The 19,103-nt window shown below is 58.7% G+C and carries 17 protein-coding genes and 2 pseudogenes; 14 read left to right on the top strand and 5 right to left on the bottom strand.

Features of this window, described 5'->3' with window-relative positions; genetic code table 11:
• Positions 1–1,066: 1,066 nt before the first annotated feature.
• A complete protein-coding gene (locus BJ6T_RS45645; RefSeq protein ID WP_144037999.1) occupies positions 1,067–1,435 on the bottom strand; it encodes a DUF6894 family protein in 369 nt (122 codons plus the stop codon).
• Between the two features lie 697 nt (positions 1,436–2,132).
• Between BJ6T_RS45645 and BJ6T_RS15535 the strand changes: the two genes are divergently transcribed.
• The 9 genes and pseudogenes from BJ6T_RS15535 to BJ6T_RS49140 all read left to right on the top strand — a co-directional run bounded on the left by BJ6T_RS15535 (position 2,133) and on the right by BJ6T_RS49140 (position 8,834).
• Positions 2,133–2,495 (top strand): hypothetical protein, encoded by a 363-nt coding sequence (locus BJ6T_RS15535; protein WP_014493369.1) that lies wholly within the window; start codon positions 2,133–2,135, stop codon positions 2,493–2,495.
• Positions 2,495–2,731, top strand: coding sequence for a hypothetical protein (locus BJ6T_RS15530; protein WP_039227707.1), 237 nt, complete (start codon positions 2,495–2,497; stop codon positions 2,729–2,731). The genes BJ6T_RS15535 and BJ6T_RS15530 overlap by 1 nt, the downstream gene beginning before the upstream one ends.
• A gap of 248 nt (positions 2,732–2,979) precedes the next feature.
• Positions 2,980–3,774 carry an ATP-dependent DNA ligase gene (locus BJ6T_RS42580; protein ID WP_014493368.1) on the top strand — a complete coding sequence of 265 codons (795 nt, stop codon included), beginning with the start codon at positions 2,980–2,982 and terminating at the stop codon, positions 3,772–3,774.
• A gap of 819 nt (positions 3,775–4,593) precedes the next feature.
• Entirely contained in the window at positions 4,594–4,806 is a 213-nt protein-coding gene (locus tag BJ6T_RS15515) for a hypothetical protein (protein WP_014493366.1), read from the top strand.
• 55 nt (positions 4,807–4,861) lie between these two features.
• Positions 4,862–5,105 (top strand): annotated as a pseudogene (locus BJ6T_RS48355) (hypothetical protein); the annotation flags it as partial.
• A pseudogene (locus BJ6T_RS15510) lies at positions 5,069–5,761 on the top strand (SOS response-associated peptidase family protein). The pseudogenes BJ6T_RS48355 and BJ6T_RS15510, both read left to right, overlap by 37 nt.
• Positions 5,762–6,073: 312 nt before the next feature.
• Positions 6,074–7,270: an MFS transporter gene (locus BJ6T_RS15505; RefSeq protein ID WP_014493364.1), complete on the top strand. Its 1,197-nt coding sequence runs from the start codon at positions 6,074–6,076 to the stop codon at positions 7,268–7,270.
• Positions 7,271–7,591: 321 nt separating this feature from the next.
• A complete protein-coding gene (locus BJ6T_RS15500; RefSeq protein WP_014493363.1) occupies positions 7,592–7,804 on the top strand; it encodes a hypothetical protein in 213 nt (70 codons plus the stop codon).
• 904 nt (positions 7,805–8,708) lie between these two features.
• A complete protein-coding gene (locus tag BJ6T_RS49140) occupies positions 8,709–8,834 on the top strand; it encodes a hypothetical protein (RefSeq protein ID WP_259226254.1) in 126 nt (41 codons plus the stop codon).
• A gap of 271 nt (positions 8,835–9,105) precedes the next feature.
• On the opposite strand, the gene BJ6T_RS15495 is transcribed toward BJ6T_RS49140, so the two are convergent.
• The 3 genes from BJ6T_RS15495 to BJ6T_RS43545 form a co-directional block, all read right to left on the bottom strand.
• Positions 9,106–9,963: an IS3 family transposase gene (locus BJ6T_RS15495; protein ID WP_014493361.1), complete on the bottom strand. Its 858-nt coding sequence runs from the start codon at positions 9,961–9,963 to the stop codon at positions 9,106–9,108.
• On the bottom strand, positions 9,960–10,361 hold the full coding sequence (locus BJ6T_RS15490) for a helix-turn-helix domain-containing protein (RefSeq protein WP_014493360.1): 402 nt from the start codon (positions 10,359–10,361) through the stop codon (positions 9,960–9,962). Before BJ6T_RS15490 ends, BJ6T_RS15495 begins: the two co-directional genes overlap by 4 nt.
• Before the next feature lie 61 nt (positions 10,362–10,422).
• Positions 10,423–10,692 (bottom strand): hypothetical protein, encoded by a 270-nt coding sequence (locus tag BJ6T_RS43545; protein ID WP_080593869.1) that lies wholly within the window; start codon positions 10,690–10,692, stop codon positions 10,423–10,425.
• 220 nt (positions 10,693–10,912) lie between these two features.
• Here BJ6T_RS43545 and BJ6T_RS15485 point away from each other — a divergent pair, with 220 nt between their 5' ends.
• From BJ6T_RS15485 to BJ6T_RS49135, 4 genes are all read left to right on the top strand, one after another.
• Entirely contained in the window at positions 10,913–11,530 is a 618-nt protein-coding gene (locus tag BJ6T_RS15485) for a LabA-like NYN domain-containing protein (RefSeq protein WP_014493359.1), read from the top strand.
• Between the two features lie 688 nt (positions 11,531–12,218).
• Positions 12,219–13,103: a hypothetical protein gene (locus BJ6T_RS15480; protein WP_048228166.1), complete on the top strand. Its 885-nt coding sequence runs from the start codon at positions 12,219–12,221 to the stop codon at positions 13,101–13,103.
• 217 nt (positions 13,104–13,320) lie between these two features.
• Positions 13,321–13,677 carry a PRC-barrel domain-containing protein gene (locus BJ6T_RS15475; protein ID WP_014493356.1) on the top strand — a complete coding sequence of 119 codons (357 nt, stop codon included), beginning with the start codon at positions 13,321–13,323 and terminating at the stop codon, positions 13,675–13,677.
• A 960-nt stretch (positions 13,678–14,637) separates the two neighbouring features.
• Entirely contained in the window at positions 14,638–14,772 is a 135-nt protein-coding gene (locus BJ6T_RS49135; RefSeq protein ID WP_259221601.1) for a hypothetical protein, read from the top strand.
• A gap of 856 nt (positions 14,773–15,628) precedes the next feature.
• Here the strand turns inward: BJ6T_RS49135 and BJ6T_RS15465 are convergent.
• The gene (locus tag BJ6T_RS15465) at positions 15,629–16,852 is read right to left on the bottom strand and encodes an OpgC family protein (protein ID WP_014493354.1); all 1,224 of its coding nucleotides are present in this window, start codon (positions 16,850–16,852) and stop codon (positions 15,629–15,631) included.
• 844 nt (positions 16,853–17,696) lie between these two features.
• Between BJ6T_RS15465 and BJ6T_RS15460 the strand changes: the two genes are divergently transcribed.
• On the top strand, positions 17,697–18,674 hold the full coding sequence (locus BJ6T_RS15460) for an AraC family transcriptional regulator (protein ID WP_014493353.1): 978 nt from the start codon (positions 17,697–17,699) through the stop codon (positions 18,672–18,674).
• The last annotated feature ends 429 nt before the right edge of the window (positions 18,675–19,103 follow it).

The raw sequence follows: 19,103 nt of genomic DNA, 5'->3' as shown, positions 1-19,103 counted from the left end.
GCCGTTCGGCGCAGTTGAATCAGCGCGCATTTCCGGTTGTTCCCGATCTTTAAGGCGGGCGTAATGTTGTATCCCGCACGACACGTCTTCAATAGGAACGCTGGCGCTCGAACAGCATTTGAATCACGCTTCGGGCCAGTCCAATTCGTCCCAGAGCGCTTTGCACATCGCGACTGCGCGGCTCCAGCACGCTCGCAACCCTACCGCTGGAGCCGCCTTTTCGGCGCGCTCAGGCTTTTCCCATGCATGCACTCGTCACAATCTTCGTTCACTTTAGACAGATCTCGACTTGACCGGGGCCCATGTGAAGAATCCAAACAACAATCCAAATTGCGACAGCGGCAAGTGCCGCTACTCCGCAGGAGAGGTCCGGAGCTACCCCGACAGCCATCCTCTGCTGACCCTATGCAGAACGTGCTGGGCGCACGAGAGTGCGCGCAGGAGATTTAAGACTGGCCTGCCTGCGCTGAAGTGGGCGCCGGGCGACGGACGCGTCAGCGTTCGGTCCTCATATACGGATGAACTCAGACGTCGGTTGAAAAAAATCCGGAGCGGCATTCAAGGAAAGTAATGCTTCACCTCGCGGATGCTGAGACTTTTTTTTCGAATTTCCGAAGATGCTCCAGATAAATGCGTTCAACACGATTGAAACGGCGAGCAGGAGCAAAAGGTCACGGACCATGATGTCCTGTTCAATCGGGGAACGTTCCTAGCCGAGCCGTTCGTGGCCAGGCTGCAACGGTCACGAATTCGCGGGCTCGCAGCCGGGCGGCGGCGCGGCTTATCGTTGCTGGACAGCTTATGAAATCACCCAGTTGATCAGGCGCCAACTGGTCCATCCGATGGCGCCGAACCACACAACCGAGGCCGCGCCGGCGACGGATAAGAATACGACTGGCAACAGATAGCCATCAGTCCATCGACGGTCGTTGACCGGCGAGGTTTGCTCAGTCCTACTAAGCAGGTCGTCCCGTCTCGGAAAGACGGACATATCGACTGAAGAATGACTTAGAAAATCGCTCATTGATGAATGTCCGTTTAAGGGCGCACGATCACCGAGATCTCGCTACAGTTTCTCGATCACGACAGCGGCTGACACGCGCAGAAAAGGCCCGTTCTGATCTCGCAATTCGATTTTGGTCACGCCCGGAGTGCCACGGCGCGATCCATCCAAAATCGCCTGACCTAGCAATTCCAGAGCCATCTGCGGGGCCACGCAGGTGTCCGGCAATTCGACGCCCTCGTCGTCGATGATCGTGTCGGCATCACTGAGAATGTCGAAATGGATGGTGGGCATGCGGCGGAAAGAACCGGCATAAGTACTAGGGGTTCCTATTTTTCCCGGCTGCCGATTGTCTGCACGGTTGGGGCAGACGTGGTGCTGCATGCGGGATATGCAGCTTGGAGTCACGGTTCCATCGATGCGGCTGAACAAGCACCGCCATCGAAGGAACACGTCAGACAGGATATATCAGCCTGATAGCCAAGACGGTCGTAAACGCGCCAAGGGCGATGACAGCAATCCTGAAATGAAGATCCTTATCCAAGCCACTTGCCTCCACTCACTCAGCGGCGTCAGCCCCTGGCCACTGGCAAACCGGAAAAGCCCGGCGGCCCTTGGAGGAGACCGCCGGGCTGATCCGCCGATCACACCACTTCAATGGCTGACAGGCTGAATAAATGGCGCTGGCTCGTCTGTCCGAATCCCGACAAACCGTCTCGGTTTAGTCGGACGTGTGGCCGACAAGCCACGTCCCCAGCTTGCACTCCCCCTGCCTGGCTGGAGCCCCTTGTAGCTCAGTGGTAGAGAGGCTGACCTGTAATCAGTGTATTGCCGGTTCGAGTCGGGCGCCAGCAAGCCATCGCGCAGGAACATCGCGGCTAGTGCCAAGTTTCCCCGACGCCCTTGAGGCTCGTCGAGGGTAACCTCTAGGCCCCCGGCTCATCCCTCATTTGAGCTGGGGCCCTTTTCTTCGGGGACAGCGGACTCAAGGGGAACGACAAGAGCAGCCGAAAATATGAATCGTCGCGGCTCGCTTGCCTAGCCGGGCCGGCGGAACGGCCTCGGCCTACCCTCTGATCCCTCCGGAGCTGGGGCCGTTCTCTTCGCTTTTGTAGTATCGGAGTATCGTATGCGTTCCTCGCCCTCGATCGTGCCCGCCGACCGCCTCGACCGCGACATCTATCTGGTGCTTGAAGACTTCGGCGCGCGCGCTGGTTGCGCTTGGCGCGAGACGGACGAGGCTGACACCGACCTCGAGACGATCCTGCAAAATCTCGTGTCCGGCCAGTACGCCTATCCGGTCCGAATTGTATCCTTCAATCCCGTCGAGGGATGGTCGCGGGATGCGACTTCCGAGGTCGCCGACGCACTGGCCCAGCGCGCAGCCGACACCGACGCTGAGGTCTCCTCTGCACTACAAGCCTTCATCGCCGCTAACGCCACAAGGCGCGTCGACATGCAGCTAGCGTTTCCCTTGCGCGGGGTTGCTTGATGTCCAGCGATGAAAAGCCGCTGGCCGGCGGATGCGCCACAACGTGCACCAACTACGACGATCTTGGCTGGGTTTGCGAGAACCACCCGGATCGCCCCTGGGATGGCCGGCGCGCTTGCAGCTGTGGCGGCGCTGGCGCGCCCTGCCCGGCCTGCAACGTGACTGGCGAAGGTGAAGTGCCGCGGATGCCGAAAAGATTTCAGGTGGAGGTCGACAAGGACGGCTGGCGGCACTGATGTCGTTTCGGAATTTAGCTCCGCCAGATCCCTCGGTTGAGCCATTTCCAAAACAACTTACCTGCCACAAAGAGCAGCAACAGCCCGATAACCGTATAAGCGATCCAGTCCATCCGGTTTCGTAGCCTCCGGCGAACAGCACGCTGCGCGTGTTTTTTTACACCCGCCGCCACTAACAGTGTCAAGCCGATATTGATTCATGACGGTTCCGGATTCGCAATCTACGAAACCGCGCCTATCTGTCGACTATGTCGAAAGCGTTTGAGTCCTGCCTGCCCACGGCCGCCAAGGTGATGCCGGCCAGCCCCGACTGGATCCACGTAATCAAGTATGACGGCTACCGCCTGCGCGTCGAGCGCAAAGGGCGCGACGTTCGGCTGCTCACCAAGAACGGCCACAACCGGACGGACCGCTTCCCCTGGATCGTCGAGGCGGCGCTGAAGAACCGTGAGCAGCAGTTCGTCATCGACGGAGAGGCTGTAGTGTTCGGCGTGGACGGCGTCTCAGACTTCAACGCCCTACACTCGCGCCGGCACGATGGAGAGGTGCAGCTCTATGCGTTCGACATTCTGGCGCTCGGCGGTGAAGATCTGCGCCAGCTGCCGCTGACAATGCGCAAGACCAACCTGTCGCGCCTGCTACGCGGCCGACCGGATGGCATCTTCATTGCACCATTTGAGGGGGAGAGATTGGGCCGGACCTTTTCAAGGCAGCCTGTGGCATGGGCCTCGAGGCCTGGTCTCGAAACGCCGCGACCGGCGTTGTGGCGCCGGCCGCTCGAAAGACTGGATCAAGTTGAAGAACCGGACCAATCCGGCAATGACGCGAGAATGCTGAGCGTTCGGTCGCGCGCCTCCTGCGCAATCGGGGCCCGCGGTTCAATTGCCCCTTTCCGTCCATCCCCTTTTCTGGGCCCCTCGGTCGGCTGCGGGCAGCGTTCAGTCTATCGGACTCTGCTTCAGCAGTGGAGTGCGACAAGCCAGACAGAGGCTTCCCGCCTTTTCCGATCGCAGGCACATCTAGTGAAAGATCCAGTACGGTGAACCGGCCGGTTACCGGTCGCTCATACCAAACAACGTACCGCGCCTTCGCTTCGGTCATTCTAGACCCCCTCGGTAGCGGATCGATCCTCGAATAGATCAACGTATCGCGCATGGAGAATCACGTAGCCCTTGGCACCGTCTAAGAGCACCTTGACCTGAGTGGCCGTCGCTCCCTGACCAAGAACGATGCCTTTCTTACCGCTAAGACGCGGTCCAGCCAAAGCAGCAATGACGATCCGTCGACCAGCAAGAAGCTCGTCCTTGGCGGCCAATAGGTCCGCAGATCTCGGCAGGTTACGGTTTGTGCTACGCGGCATGGCTTTAAAATAGCGCGGCACCATTGAGTTAAAAAGCCCGTGTGTCGGTGGACCACGGCTTGCGCGACCGCTTTTCGATCGGTCAAGCTGGCGAACCGCTAAGCGTGAATGGTGATCGCAATGCGTACTGCAGAACAATCGATGCAACTAAAGCGTGTTTTCAATCTTGATGCACGTGATCAAACCCCGCACGGTCTAACAAGCCGCTTATTTGTGCGCGCTGCTTAACAAATCTGCTAGCTGCGAGGCGCCGAGCGGCGTTGACTTTCAGCGGGTCCTTGGCGTGACACCTAGACGCCCCGACGCTAGCCTCAGGCCATCCATCCGCGGCAGCCCCTGTCGTAAACCGGCAGGGGTTGCTTATTGGTGGTAGGCCCCCAGTGAACCAGCGGGCCTTTGAGTTGGCATCCCAACAGATTGAACCTTACCGCCGCCGGGCCAATTTAAGCCCGGCGCCGTACTTGTCCCGGCTCGCCGCAGCCACCACTAGGATGAGGCACTGATGTCTGACGACGACGCACTCAAGCAGGAAACGGACGCTATTCAACAGATGACAGAGGCTGAACGTAAACTTTTGGTCGGCCTCGAAGAGTTCATCAAGGGCAAGGTCGCGCTAGGCGTGCCCAAAGAGCGCGCCTACGCCGTAGTTGCGGAGATATTATCCGCTCGGGAGGTCAGAGCTCGCGATCGACGCCACACGTTTAGGGTCGTTTAAGACGTCCGGCGATCACTACCTGATCGCCCGCGTGATCGACCGAGAAAGCCATCGTGTATATCCGTGGCTGGAGATCGAATGCTCCCGCTGCAAGACCGGCGTGATGTTGATTTCGCTGCATTGCGGCACCCTCCCACGACCTTTGTCCATGACCTAGCTGGCAGGCTCCGGTGCTACGATGTGCTAAGACGGGTCGTTGGCCGTCCGCGGCGCTGCTGCAGCTCGCGCACCGCCCGGCCTGCTCCTTCCGAGATGTGACGATGTGCAATCTCTACTCCGTCAATTGTTCGGAGCGTTGAACAGTCGCGTCGGCAATCTGCCCAGCATGCCCGGCATATTTCCCGACTACCCTGCCCCCATCGTCCGCAATGCCCTAGACGGACGCGAGATTGTCATGGCGCGATGGAGAATGCCTTCTTCCTCGGAGGCTCTTATGGACGCGACAAAGAAACGTGCCCAGAAACTCGAGGCCAAAGGTAAAACGGTGCACTTCAAGGAGTTGCTCCGGATGGAGCCGGACAGCGGCACGACCAACATTCGCAACACAAATAGCGACCACTGGAAGCGCTGGCTCGGGCCGAACAATCGCTGTCTGGTGCCGTTCACCAGCTTCAGCGAGTTCAACAAAGCCGAAGGCGGCGACATCTGGTTTGCGCTCGACGAAACCCGTCCCCTCGCCTGCTTTCGCTGGCATCTGGGCAAACTGGACCTCGGTGCGAAAAGTCAGGGAAGGCGAGACGACCAACGACCTCTATGGATTTCTAACTACCAAACCAAGCTTTGAGGTAAACGCCATCCACCCGAAAGCGATGCCGTTGTTTTGACGACGCCGGGTGCAGTTGAGACCTGGATGAAGGGGCCTTGGGATGAAGCCAAAGAACTTCAGCGTCCGCTTGCAGACGGCGCGTTGCGAATCGTGGCACGTGGCGTGAAAGAAGATTTGGCCGCAATATAAAACTCGTCGGGGAACATCCCAACGCCGAACCCAAGGCCACCGCGCGGAAGCTCCTCGAGCTCGCCGCCATAAGCTAACTCTCGCCGGGAAACGGACCGCGCATGGGAGGGGCCGCGCAGGTCCAGAGAGGCATGGCAGAGATCCAGAAATGAGCGCGAGGCATTAGCGAGGTGACGTCGTTGCGCTCTAATCGCCAAGGTCGGCGGAACTAACATGATGGGCACAGGTTATTTTCCAGTCCGGCCAATCGGCGGGCCATGTCCGCTTGCGCGAGACTCTATTCGATCGGCAGCTTCACGCTCGGCCTCTCAAATGATATCGCGCTCGCCTTCCCGCATCTGGCCCCTCTACGCCGTCAACTTTTTCATGGCCGACATGCAGTCCGGCATCGGGCCGTTCGTGGGCGTATTCCTGCAGGAGCGTGGTTGGGCCACCGGATTGATCGGCACGGCGATGACGTTCGGCAATGTCGCGGGCATGCTGGTAACGACACCGATCGGCGGCTTCATCGATTCTAGCCGCAACAAGCGGCTGTGGGTCGTCATCCCTGGCATCTGCGTCGTTCTGGCATCCGCAATCATCCTGATCTCACAGAATTTCTGGGCGGTGACGTTCTCGCAGGTTGCGCAATCGCTGGCGAGTGCCGCGATTGTGCCGGCAGTAACCGGCATCACGCTCGGCATCGCTAATCAAAAAGGTTTTAATGCGCTGAACGGACGCAACCAGGCATTCAACCATGCCGGCAACATGGTCGGCGCGGCACTGTCGGGCTATCTCGGTTACAAATTCGGCTACGTGACCGTGTTCGTACTCGCCGCGATTTTTGGCGCCATCGCGGTGGCTTGCGTATTGATGATCCCGGCCAAGGCGATCGACGATCGCGCCGCGCGCGGCGGCAAGGAGGACGATCCGGATAGCCCGCCGAGTGGTCTGTCCATCCTGTTCAAGCACAAGGCGCTGCTCGTGCTGGCGCTGGCGCTGGCGATCTTCCATCTCGGCAACGCCGCGATCGTTCCGCTCTATGGCCTTGCGGCCGTCGCAGAAGCACAGGCCGACGGTCCGAGCTTCGTAGCAATCACGGTGGTGATCGCGCAGGGCGTGATGATCGCGACATCGCTAGTCGGCATGCAAGTCGCGGGCAAGCGCAACTACTGGCCAGTGCTGCTGGTCTCTTTCACGATGCTGCCTGTTCGCGGCGTGCTCGCTTTCTTCGTCATGGGATGGTGGGGTGTTGTACCAATGCAGGTGCTCGACGGCATCGGGACCGGACTGCAGACTGTCGCTGTCCCGGGCATGGTCGCGCGCTCGCTCAACGGCAGCGGGCGCATTAATCTCGGCCAGGGAGCCGTGATCACCGTGCAGGGGATCGGCGCAAGCCTCAGTCCCGCACTCGGCGGCTGGATCGCGCAATGGATCGGCTACGGCCCGACCTTCCTGCTGCTCGGCTGCTTTGGGCTGGTGTCAATCGCACTGTGGCTGGTGTTTAGCCCGACCGTCAAGAATTATTAGGGATTGTCATGACGAGGAGCGCGCGACGAAGCAGTCCAGACTGCCTAAGCGAAGGGCTTCTGAGTAAGTCGTGCCTGCGCATTAAATAGGTTTCCAGGTGTGACCTAGCTGACATTGCGCTGCGACCGAGCTGCGGTAGGTTGTTGATCACCGGGGATGGCTGCATATTTCACTTAGATCATTCCACCCGATTTTTTCGAGAATGAGGTCGCAGCAGTCCCCCTGGTGCGGCCTTCGTTCTAGCACCCGAGCCGCCACACTATTTTCATTTTTTGTCGGAATCAAAATGGTGTCGTTGCTTCATTTTTGAGGACCGCATTCATGACAAAGGAAAATTGCTTAGTCGTTCACGCGGCTGGAAAACAGTTGGATTTGCTGCGCGGAGAGGCTGCTCGCATTGCGAAGGGCAGCAAATTGGGGTGGTGGGCCGATCGCGCAGACATCGGCACTCGCTTCTGCTTTGAGGATGCAAAGGCGAAGGAAGCCTTTGCGCTGACCTGCGACAATTTCGGCATTCGGTGCCAGGACGGCTAGCTTAAAAGATGCCTGCGTCGGCCCTACTTCAACGTAATGCTATCGACCCGCTGACATGGTCGACACAAGTAAGCGTGTGCTGCGGGCAGGCTAGCAATCTTTGGAAGTGGAGCGAGATACACCATCCGTCGCCTACATTCTTGGCACATGAGGATAGGCGGATTGTCCTTGTTGCGGCGGCCAGTCATTTCCAGACTCGCTCAGAGCGCGGCAACATAGTTTTGGGTGACGCCAAGCACACCCCCGTGAAATACCGAAGCCTATCGAAATTCGCCAGCTTCAACGCGAGGCGCTTCGCGCAAGACGGAGGACATTCACGAGACGTAAAGCACGCGCGCTAACATCGCGGCGGCGTTGTTCACAAGTGGACCATGCGTGGGAGTGGATGCCGCCTACCCTCGCTGAGCGTCGGTTGGATTCGCCTCCGTTCCGAAGCTCAAGCGGCCTCAGCTCATCTTGCTCCGTCCGAATTGCGACGCCAGAACTTCGACGAGAGTCGATCCACACGGGATTTTAAGCGCTAGTGCGGCTTTTCCGGCTGCTGGTTCTCGGGCCGGACAGTCCTGTTGCTGTCCGGCATTTTGTCTCGACCCTGATCACCATTGTCGTCTTTGCCACCAGAAGTGGACGTACCACTTCCGCTACTCGAACCAGGCGACATGCCAGTGGTGCCACGCGGGTCTCTGCTCGGCGCCGTCGAGCTGGCTGCGGGATCACCATTGACCGCCCCACGTCCGCTTGGTGAGCCGGAAGGCTGCGCCGACACGGCAGCAATAGAGACAACCAAACCGGTTGCTAATAGTAGGATTAGTTTCACGGCAAACTCCCAGAGTCGTCGCGCTTAACCCGCAGGAAGTCCGATCCGTTCCAAAGACCCAAGCCGGCGCAAGCTGAAGAGGGATCAATGACCGTCTTCGTCTACGTGAACACCGCCAAACATGTCGGCGACGTCGACCAAATCAAGGTATTCGCGAGTGTCGATGCCGCAGAAACGGTTCGAGGAGAATGCCCCCAAGGGGGTGGCATTTGAGTACGACGTGATAGGGTTGCCGGCGTAGTTCGTTCTCGCAGACGCAAGAACTCCCAGCGCTTACTCACAGGAAGCGTTTTTCCAATCAACGAATTGGTTCTTGAAGATCCGTACGCGCCACGCCACACTGCGAGCCCTCTCATGAACGCCGCGATGGAGAGCCTTTTCCGAGAGTCCGAGAGCATCCAAGCGCACACGGCCTTTGGCTATTGGACTGCACCCCTGAAGTGAGACACGATAATTTCAGTGACAGCGGGGTTGTCACGATGCGTTATCGCGCTTTGTTTTGCGCGAACGCGGCTTCGAACTCAAGGGGCGACTGATATCCGAGCGCCGAGTGCAGGCGCTCTTTGTTGTAGACCTCCGCGATAAAGCTGTTGATGTGGCGGCGGGCGTCGCCCAGATCGGTAAAGGTCCTGCCGTTGACCTGCTCGACCTTGAGCGTTTTCATGAAGCTTTCGGCCTTGGCGTTGTCGAAGGGATTGCCCGGCCTGCTCATGCTGATGGTAATGTCGCGATCGGCCAGTCGCTGGCGATAGGCGATGGACGCGTATTGCACACCGCGATCGGAGTGATGGATCAGGCTGCCGGGTGCCGGCTTCCGGGCGTCGATGGCTTTCTCCAGTGCAGCGATGGCGAGTGAGGCATCGAGCGTATCTTCAAAAGCCCAGCCGACAGCCTTGCGCGAGAAGGCATCCAGAATGACGGCGAGATAGGCAAAGGTCTTGGCGAGATGGACATAGGTGATGTCGGCGACCCAGATCTGATCGGGTGCGGATGGCACTAGGCCGCGGACCAGATTGGGGATGACGAGAACGCTTGATGGTCGTTCTGCAGGCGGCTTCAGGAACGGCGTCCTGCGCTGTGCGAGCAGATTATCCTGGCGCATAAGCCGCTGAACTTTCTTGGCATTCACCACCATACCTTGGCGCCGGAGAGCCGCGGTCACCCGCCGATAGCCGTAGAAGACGTGCTTGAGGCAGATGCGCTGGATCACGTCGCGCAGCTCGCACTCGGCTGTCTCGCTGCTGCGTTTGGCGAGATGACGGTAATACGTAGCGCGCGGCAGGCCCGCGAGGCGGCATAGTCGCTGCACGTCGACGTTTGAGTCTGTTGCTTGCGAAGTCATCGCTTGGATGACTTCGATGATGCGGATGCGGGTTTGCCTTGCGCTGCCGGCCGCTCCAAGGCGCGCAAGGCTTGCCGAAAAAAATCGAGGTCCATCTGCTGGCGACCCACCAGCCCTTCGAGCTCGGCGATACGCGCTTTGGCGAGCACGAGGGCCGAGCGCTTGTCGTTGTACGTCGCTGGCGGCTTCAGCTTGCGGGGGCCAGGCTTGGGTCCGCGCTTGCGGTTCAACCCGTCTGGCCCATCGGCCTTCCACGCCTTGATCCAGTCGTGGAGAATCTTGCGAGAAATTCCGAGTTCACGGGCTACGGGCAGAACGCCGTCGCCTCTCTCAACCCGCTTGATCGCCTTTATCTTGTAGGCCGTCGGAAACTGACGGTTCTTTCCTTGTCCTGCCACAGGTCATCCTTGAAATGCCTGTCACTGAAATTATCGTGTCTCACTTCAGGGGTGCAGTCCACTATCTCAGGCCAGTTGAGTTCGGGCGCACGGTGGGAATTGGCTTAACCGGATATCCGTTAACCGGAAGCAGCTCATTGCTGGGGCTCCAGTAGGGCGCGGTGAGGAGCAGCAAAAAAGTCGCTCGCGCAGCCATATACTGTGCCGCTGGTCGGCTGCGCTCAGTACCCTGCAGGAAGATTTTACCGGCTTCGCCAGAAACACACCAACGCCAGCCGCGACCGCGCCGTGTGATCGAACTATCAAAGACAGGAAAATCCATCTCGCTCATGGGACGCATACTCCAAAACGACCACCTAAAATAGCCACATTACTCAACGATTTTAAATCGGCTAACTTCTTTGGTGGCGGCGGAGTTCCTCCTCACCATGCGATTGCTTGAAGCTTAAAGTATTTTTCGCGCGTTTCGTAGTCCTTCGAGATTGAGCCAAGGATTCAATTGCTGGTCTTCGACCAAGACCTAAATCGGCGCTCTGGAAAGCCCGCAAGTCATGTCATCCGCTTCGATTAACAAGATTGCGCTTTTCATCGATGGCGCCAATCTTTACGCGACGGCGAAAGCACTGGGCTTCGACATTGATTACAAACGCCTGCTGGAGGAATTTCAGAGCCGCGGGGAACTGTTTCGGGCTTTCTACTACACCGCAGTCATCGAGGATCAGGAGTTTTCCTCGATTCGTCCCCTGCTTGATTGGTTGGACTACAACGGGTTCACGGTCGTCACCAAGGCGACTAAAGAGTTTGTCGATGCATCCGGCCGCCGCAAGATCAAGGGCAACATGGATATCGAGCTCGCGGTGGACGCCATGGAGCTCGCCGAACACATCGACCAGATGGTGCTGTTCTCGGGCGATGGCGACTTCCGCTTACTGGTCGAAGCCGTGCAGCGCCGCGGCGTGCGAGTCACGGTGATTTCCACTATCGCCACCCAGCCGCCGATGATCGCCGACGAGCTGCGCCGCCAGGCCGACGTCTTTACCGATCTCGTCGAGCTGCAGCCGAAGCTTGGCCGCGTCCCATCCGAGCGCCCTGCCCCACGTGATCGCGAACCGCGGGGACACATGCTGAAACTCTTACAAGAGCCGAAAGGAAACGACCCTCCTGGCTAGTAAGGGTTGCCTGCATCGATAAATTTGCGGCAGAACCACTTCTATAGAACAGCATCATCGACATCCAAGCAGTCAGCGACGCGCATAGACCAATTCCGAGATACGACAATGCGCGGCGCATCCCAGACGCGAAAATATACTGCCAGCTTCGCATTCCTACCGGCGACCGACGCCGAATCTGCGTCTGCATCGGGCGGCGCGGAACAACTAGCGCCGAAGGCCAATTGAGAACCTGCCAAGCATCGCCGCCGATGCTGGCGGAGCGGCCCCGGTCTACTTGCCCCCAAGCCCCCAACCGGGCCGTCTCCCCGACCTTGAGAAACGGCATGTGAGGATTTTACAATTACGGCATGACCAAGGGCGGAATGATGAAGCCTGACGCGTCCGGCCAGGGTGGCTCTGGTTCCCGACAGCGATCAGGCCGGCCCCAAAAGCAACAGGAAGTAAGCCTGGCTCCTCCGGGGATTTGCTTCCCAGCCGCGTTGTCTTGCCCCGGCAACGCGGCTGTTTTTTATGACCGGAGTCGCGCGGATGCGCCACCTGGCGGGTCTGGATCGAGGAACCCTTACGCACGCCTGGCATTGAAATGGCGAAGAGGAGGACTTCGCATGAATGGAATCATCTATCTCGTTGGCCTGATCGTAATCGTCATGTTCATTTTGTCTCTACTCGGTCTCCGGTAGACGCCATGGCCATTGAACCAATCTCCGGGATCGCATCCGAAACAGCCACCGCGTCCAACTTAACCAGGCCCTGGGGTTTGCAGTGGACACCCATCGTTGTTGGAGCCTTCGTCGCTACGAGTTTGTCCCTGATACTGATCTCCTTTGGAACAGCGCTTGGACTGGGCATGGCCTCCGCTGCGCCGACCTGGAGAGATGCTTCCGTTGCGCTATGGCTGTTGTCGGGCGTCTACCTGATCTTTCAGTCCCTTATCAGTTTTGGCTGCGGCGGCTATTTTGCCGGGCGCGTGCGGCCGCCTTACGCTTCCGCGACCGATGACATCGAGACGCGCGACGGACTGCATGGCGTTGCTGCCTGGGCGCTCGCGGTCTTGATGGGAGCGGTTCTAACTGCGTTGATAGCAGGCGCCGCAAACCGTCCGTCCGCGACGACGCAGCCGCCGTCCGCTACCGAACCGTCGGTCCTAAGTTACGAGCTTGATCATCTCTTCCGTGCGCCCCGGAGGCCGCCGAACGTTGACCTGACAGGTGAGCGTGCTGAAGCCGCCCGCATTCTGGCAACTGCTTCGAGCCACGGCGGCGTCCTTCCCGAAGATCGCACTTATCTAGTTCAGCAGGTCACGGCACTGACCGGTCTTGCGGCATCGGACGCTGAAAGGCGGGTGGACACGACGTTGGCAAATGCAAAGAGCGCGATCTCGAGGGCTCGCGCGGCGAGCATCATCATCGCTTTCTCAGCGGCTGCAGCGTTGCTGTTCGGGGCCGCGGCGGCTTGGGCTGGCGCAGAAGCTGGAGGCCGGCATCGCGATGGCGAGCCGATTTCCGAATGGATGACTCATTCCAATCGATGGCACAAAGGCCGCGTCGCGGATCCTCGGCCACTACCTTAACCTCATTTTGCTGCTCAGGGTCACGGGCTGGAAATCCTGTGACCTTCCGCTGCGCCGGTTGTCGGGGTGGTGAATTCATCGCGACGCGCGAAGTACGAGATCAGTTTTTGTCGCGTCGCTCGCTTTCCATAGCCTCCCGCCGAAACCTTTAAAACGTAGGAACGATCGCCTCTCGATCACAGTTGTCGTGCGTCATGTTTTTTAGGAGGAGACGACAATGGAAACGGACAGGCGTGAAACCGGTACGCTGATCGGTAGCGACAAGGTCGAAGGCACGGCGGTCTATGGGTCAGACGCCCAGAAGATCGGTTCGATCGAGCGCGTCATGATCGACAAGGTCAGCGGCCAAGTGTCGTACGCGGTTCTCGGCTTCGGCGGCTTCCTCGGCATCGGGGACGATCACTACCCGCTGCCCTGGCAATCGCTGAAGTATGACACGGGTCTCGGCGGCTACCGAACCAATCTCACGGCGGACAGGCTTCAGGGTGCGCCGAAGTACGGCAACGACAATGCCTGGGACTGGAACGACCCGGGACGCGCGAGAGCCGTGAACGACTACTATTCCGGGTTCTGACGGTTACCGGCAAGCCCGCGAGAGCGGGCCTGCCGCGGCGGTCAACGCGCCTGCTGGCAGAAGCGCTCCACCTTCGGTTGAAGGAGCCGCTAGTGCGAATACCTCTCGTCGAGGACGACGCCCTCATACGCGAGTTCGTCGTGGAGGCCTTGCGAGAGGAAGAATACAACGTCGTCCACGCAACGAATGGCGCAGAGGCATTATCACCGACGACAGGCTGCCCGGCGGCATCGACGGATGGTAGATCGCCGAACATTGCCGACGAGGCTTTCCGACAGCGCGATGATCTTAGCCCAAATTATGCCACCAGACGTATCTGATCAGTTCGTTGAAGGCTTTCGCGAAGGCGCGTTGAACGTCTGGCACGGAGCTTAGGCTTAGCACATGGCGAGGCAGCGAGCGTACGCCGGGGCCCGCTCTCCGATATTGCGCCTGCCACTAGTTTTGCAGCAACGGCCCGTTAACCCCCAACGTCCATCATTATCCCGGCTAGCGCATAGTCGATATCTACGAACTCACACCTGAGCCGTCGCCGAACTCAACCCCGCGACGGAATTTTTGTTGGACCGATGGACTATCGAGCTTTCACGAACGACAGCATCACCATGATGTATGAGAGTGTTCGCGGCGCTCTCGCGTCTGACGAGGCCCAGAAGGCTGCCGGAGAGAAACCTCGCTTCCAAGTTCGTGAAACGCCTGACTGGCGGGAGCATGCCGCCAATCTAGAGGCCGAGATGCTTCGTCGGGGCATGTTCTTCGAGATTATTGATTGGTCCGATTCTTCGAGATTATTGATTGGTCCGAAGATCAGGGGCGCTTGCCTCTCTAGTTCTGCTTTACGGAAAGTTAATGCATCATTGCCAACGTTGAGACCATTGCAATCGTCGCGGCGGCGACACCCGTTTCGCTAACTATCATCTGGACCTGCTCGGTTGGCAGTCTCTTCATGGAGAGACCGTTATGCTCAAAGGTTGCATGATTGCTGCTCTCGCCCTGCTTTTCCTGATGCTGTGCGATCAGCAAGTTTCAAATGGCAAGTATACCGACGCAGTTATCGTCATGGCGAAGCACATCACGCGTTCGTTCGGCGTCTGATGTTCGTGGCTTCATGAGCGAGACGGATATTCTTGAAGCACTAAACGTCGGAAAGTGTCCGGATTGCGGATCGAATAAATTGCGATCCGGGCTGCGGGTTGATATCGCGGAGCACTTGACTTGCGTTGCATGCGAAGCGCGTTTCTACGTCGCACCGCGAGCACCGCCACCGCGTCAGCCGTATCCCGGCCGATGGGCTGAAGTCCGCTTCTGACCCCGGCAGACGTTTGCTGGGATAACTCTTGTTCTGGCGTCGCTCTGGTTCCGGGTGCATACTGGTTCCCGCACCGCTCGGCACCGTGCTTTGATCGGTGATGAGAACGCCGGTTGCGCTCCCGCCCAATTCACGCAGGGAAAGGAGAGTGCCATGGGACGACGCTCGCTATCCCACATTGACGACAATCTGAACGCGGAAAGAGCCCGCATCATAGCGGAACTGGAAAATACGCAGCCAGGACCGCAACGTGATCTCCTGGAACGCAAACTGCGGCAGCTCGAAACCGCTTCTCATATATACGGGTGGCTAACGTCGCCGGGCCTACAACCCATACCAAAGCAACATCATCGTGGCAAAGCCGGGACCGAACAGGAGCCGGATCACTATGTACAACGCGCGTGTCACCGTGCGCGACGCAGACGGGCACGCGGAGAAACGCTGGTTGGCGACCGAAAGGGAGTTCAGGGACGTGCTGCGCGGCGAATTAGGACTAAACGTGTCCGACCAGCAGATCGATGAGTGCGTTGCGCTTATGAAGGCGAAAGGAACGGGAGACGCTCCGCACCCCTTCTTTGCTTAGGCTCTCTTAGTCCACGTCCGAAAACGGGTCAAAAGCCGACGCCGTGCCCAATACGTCAGCTAAGGGCCAAGAGCTTCCCTCCGCACTCCATCAGCAACCTGCCAACTAGAGAATACCGGTGCGATCTTCTCGGTCGACTGCGTCCACCCGGGGTAATGACCGCGTCTGAGGCTGATCCGGTTCAGCAGTATCGCGACGACGATCATCGCCAGGATTCCAGCAAGACTGAGCACGATCTGCATCGCAGGCCGGTCCGAAATGTCAAGCAGCGTCAGGTGGCAGGCCAGCGCCAGGAGGACGCCGAGACAATAGATTGGCAGCGAATTCTCGCCGCAGCACCTCGCGCAGCGCATGACTGGCGTCGATAGTCCGCGCCAATCGTGAGGAACGAACCGTAGCACCACAATTGCAAGAGCCAAGAAATGCAACAGCCGGAACGGACTGAGATTCGATTTATCTAGCGGAAAGAGCAGGTTCGTCAAATTTTGCGGGACCAGCGGTTTGCCGCTGCAACTCAGCGTCAGGACCAGGCCAAAAACCAGATAGACAACAGCAAGAGTAAGCGTCGTGCGCGACGTCACCCAGGGCCAGACCCTCTCCCCTTCGATGACGCACCACGCGCCCAGCACGATCAAAAGCTGCCAAGCCAACGGGTTGAAGAACCAGGCGCCGTTGGGCCAGGCTGGAACGCTCCAGCCGAAGATGTGTACGAGTGCATAAAGCGACAGCGAAACACCAAGCGTAATGTTTGGTGCACGCAGCAGCATCCACAACAGCGGCGCGAACAACACGTGAAAGATGACGAAAGTCGGCAAGACGTCGGTGTTGACAGGGCGATATTGCAGGATTGCGACATGCGCAAGCGTCGCGCCCGGATGATCGAGCAGAATCCGCGTATTGCTCTCGTCGGCAAGCCGATCGCTGCCCGCGAGGTAGACGAGGACGGTGCAAGCGAGCGTGAGCAGCAGAAACGCGGCATAGATGTCCCATCCCCGCCGCAGCGAACGACCAATCATGCCGCTCCAGCCCTCGCGCTGACGTGCCCTGCCGTAGGCCAGCGCGCAGGTCACGCCCGAAATGAACATGAATATTTCGGCGGCATCGCAGAAGCCGTAGTTGCGCGGTGTCAACCAGCTTCCGATGTTGTTGGGAACATGATCAAGAAAGATCCACCATAGCGCGATCCCGCGACAGACATCGATGCGCAGGTCGCGGCCAGCCCCCCAGAACTCCGGCGGAGTTTCGCCGATCAATCGCTTCGAGGTGTGAGTTCGATCGTGCATCTGTCTGACCTGCCGGCGTGCTCGCACATCGGTCGATGAGAGGCTCCGCTGCTCCAGGCTGGGGGGCCGAGCGGGGTATCCGACCAAACGATGCGGTTACGAGCCTGAGCTACCTGATGGTTGGAGGCTCTTTCGTTCGCCAACCGGCGCTTTGATTGCCTGGGCCGGAAGGTTCGCCGTCCTCCCAAAACGTTTGCAATATGCCGTCGCTGGCAACCGGTATCAGAAGCTGCTTCCGCATTTCGGCGAGGCGGGCACGGCAATACTCACGGTAAAACATCTCGACTAGGGTGGACATGATCGAACCCTCGCTTGATCATCACCATTGACGATAGATTTCGACCATTTCAACCGGCGGTAAATATCAACGGCGCCGGAGTAGTTTGTGTCCGACGAACTCGGATGACGACGATGTGGCCGACGAGGCGCGACACGAAATCGGTATCAGAGAACGTCTAGTGCTGAAGGACAGTCTGTCCGCGGATCGTTGAGTTCGATCAATCGCGAGAATCATAGAAGCGGAGCTTACGGGTTCACCCCGCCAAGGATATCCAAACTAGATCCGATAACGGCAATCAGAAATAGAGCCATCACCACCGCCTCCTCTTAAAGGAGATTTTTTGACGCCACGGCCTTCGCAATCACTATAGACCTAATTTCTGGCCGCTAAGTGAACGAGTTCACATCAGCATTGAACTTAGCTGAGCGAGACTAGCAGGCCAATGGCGTAGCTTCTTGGACTCTTGCGCACAGATCAAACAAGTTCGGTGCGCGAGCTGCAAAATGCAGATACTGGTGAGTTTGTCGCATTTGATCCCGATGTCCAACAAGGCTGGAGGTCCCCATGTCTATGGACGCAGCCGAATTCGTATCACATCGTTTCTCGACGCGGGAGTTTCCGGAGCGGATGCGAGTCCCGCTATGGCGCGAGGACTTTGGGCGAGGCATAGTCCACGCTGATATTGAGCCTCTATCGAACGCACCGTTTCAGGCCTACGCAACGCTGCAATCGATCCGAGGTTTGCGCAGGCTCGCGCTGAAAGGCTCCCCTATGCGTTTCAAGCGCTTGCAGGCGAGCATCGCTGATGGTGATGACTCGATCGGAGTCATCCTCTGTTCTCCCGGCAAAAGTCAACTATCGCAGCGCTGTCAAGAAATCGAGCTTCACGCCAGCGACGCCATCGCAATTCTGCATTCCGAGCCGGCCACCGTCACCTATGTCGACGGATTGCTATTCGGTCTTGCCGTACCGCGCGACGCCCTCGCACAGCGCGTGACGAACGTCGAAAGCCGCGCCATGCGGCCGATTTCCCACCGAAGTGAAACGCTCCGACTTCTCATGGCTTATCTCAAGTCGGCATTTACTGAGAGTGTTCTGGCCACCCCGAAGCTGCGAGATGCGGTCGTGGCTCACATCCACGATCTTCTGGCGCTCGCAATCGGCGAGTGCGCCCCCTTGGGCGAGAGCAGTGCGAGCGCTGTCGTGAATGCGCGCCACGGCGCCGCCCTCGATTACATCGAGACACACTTTCAAGAACCAGGGCTCAGCGTCGAGATGGTAGCTCGTTGCCAAGGCATCTCACCTCGCTATCTGCAACGCCTCATGGCATCATCAGGATCATCGTTCACCGGGCACATGAATGAGTTACGCCTCCAACGAGCGCTCAAACTGCTGACCGAGTCCAGCGCCAGCGCGCGGCTAATTTCCGATATCGCCCTAGAGGTCGGCTTCTCGGATGTTTCGCATTTCAATCGCTTGTTCCGAGCTCGCTTCGGCGATTCGCCGCGTGGCGTTCGTTGCGCCCGAAGGGATCCCAGCTGATCCATCTGCCCCAGATTGGCGCGTGCGCGTGACGGTCGCCCAATGACCGCCTTGGGTCATAGGCCGTCGATGATGACTACGCGAGGCGACAGTCCAACTCACCGAGGTTCAGTCGCAGGCACGGCGCGAAGCAGGTCACACGCTGCAGGCTGACGCGGGCCGTTGAACCGTGACAAATGTCCTTTCATAGTTCTCGTAGGAACACGTGTGACGGGGACAATAATGCTCAAAATGGTTGTTTTGTTTTTCGCGTTGATTGGGGTTGTCCCGGCGGCCTTCGCAGACCCTCCGGCCAAAACCATTCGCCCAGAGAAGCCCCGACCTATCAAGGCCAGTTGGTCACGGTGAAGGGCGTTGTCTCGGCTGACACGACATCAGGTCGAGGAAACAGGTTTCTCAATATGGGCGGCACGTATCCAAACCAAGCTT

The sequence above is a fragment of the Bradyrhizobium japonicum USDA 6 genome (genome assembly GCF_000284375.1).
In the GTDB taxonomy this organism is placed as follows: domain Bacteria; phylum Pseudomonadota; class Alphaproteobacteria; order Rhizobiales; family Xanthobacteraceae; genus Bradyrhizobium; species Bradyrhizobium japonicum.
Note: the sequence above shows the minus strand (reverse complement) of the source record. Positions and strands in the feature narration are given on the sequence as shown.

Bases quoted from the DNA above. Each gene is read 5' to 3' on its own strand.
- BJ6T_RS15505 (WP_014493364.1), top strand. From the start codon at position 6,074: ATGATATCGCGCTCGCCTTCCCGCATCTGGCCCCTCTACGCCGTCAAC.
- BJ6T_RS15480 (WP_048228166.1), top strand. From the start codon at position 12,219: ATGGCCATTGAACCAATCTCCGGGATCGCATCCGAAACAGCCACCGCG.
- BJ6T_RS15475 (WP_014493356.1), top strand. From the start codon at position 13,321: ATGGAAACGGACAGGCGTGAAACCGGTACGCTGATCGGTAGCGACAAG.
- BJ6T_RS15465 (WP_014493354.1), bottom strand. From the start codon at position 16,852: ATGCACGATCGAACTCACACCTCGAAGCGATTGATCGGCGAAACTCCG.
- BJ6T_RS15515 (WP_014493366.1), top strand. From the start codon at position 4,594: ATGTCTGACGACGACGCACTCAAGCAGGAAACGGACGCTATTCAACAG.
- BJ6T_RS42580 (WP_014493368.1), top strand. From the start codon at position 2,980: ATGTCGAAAGCGTTTGAGTCCTGCCTGCCCACGGCCGCCAAGGTGATG.
- BJ6T_RS43545 (WP_080593869.1), bottom strand. From the start codon at position 10,692: ATGAGCGAGATGGATTTTCCTGTCTTTGATAGTTCGATCACACGGCGC.
- BJ6T_RS15535 (WP_014493369.1), top strand. From the start codon at position 2,133: ATGCGTTCCTCGCCCTCGATCGTGCCCGCCGACCGCCTCGACCGCGAC.
- BJ6T_RS15460 (WP_014493353.1), top strand. From the start codon at position 17,697: ATGTCTATGGACGCAGCCGAATTCGTATCACATCGTTTCTCGACGCGG.
- BJ6T_RS15495 (WP_014493361.1), bottom strand. From the start codon at position 9,963: ATGACTTCGCAAGCAACAGACTCAAACGTCGACGTGCAGCGACTATGC.
- BJ6T_RS15530 (WP_039227707.1), top strand. From the start codon at position 2,495: ATGTCCAGCGATGAAAAGCCGCTGGCCGGCGGATGCGCCACAACGTGC.
- BJ6T_RS49140 (WP_259226254.1), top strand. From the start codon at position 8,709: ATGACCGTCTTCGTCTACGTGAACACCGCCAAACATGTCGGCGACGTC.
- BJ6T_RS49135 (WP_259221601.1), top strand. From the start codon at position 14,638: ATGCTCAAAGGTTGCATGATTGCTGCTCTCGCCCTGCTTTTCCTGATG.
- BJ6T_RS15485 (WP_014493359.1), top strand. From the start codon at position 10,913: ATGTCATCCGCTTCGATTAACAAGATTGCGCTTTTCATCGATGGCGCC.
- BJ6T_RS15500 (WP_014493363.1), top strand. From the start codon at position 7,592: ATGACAAAGGAAAATTGCTTAGTCGTTCACGCGGCTGGAAAACAGTTG.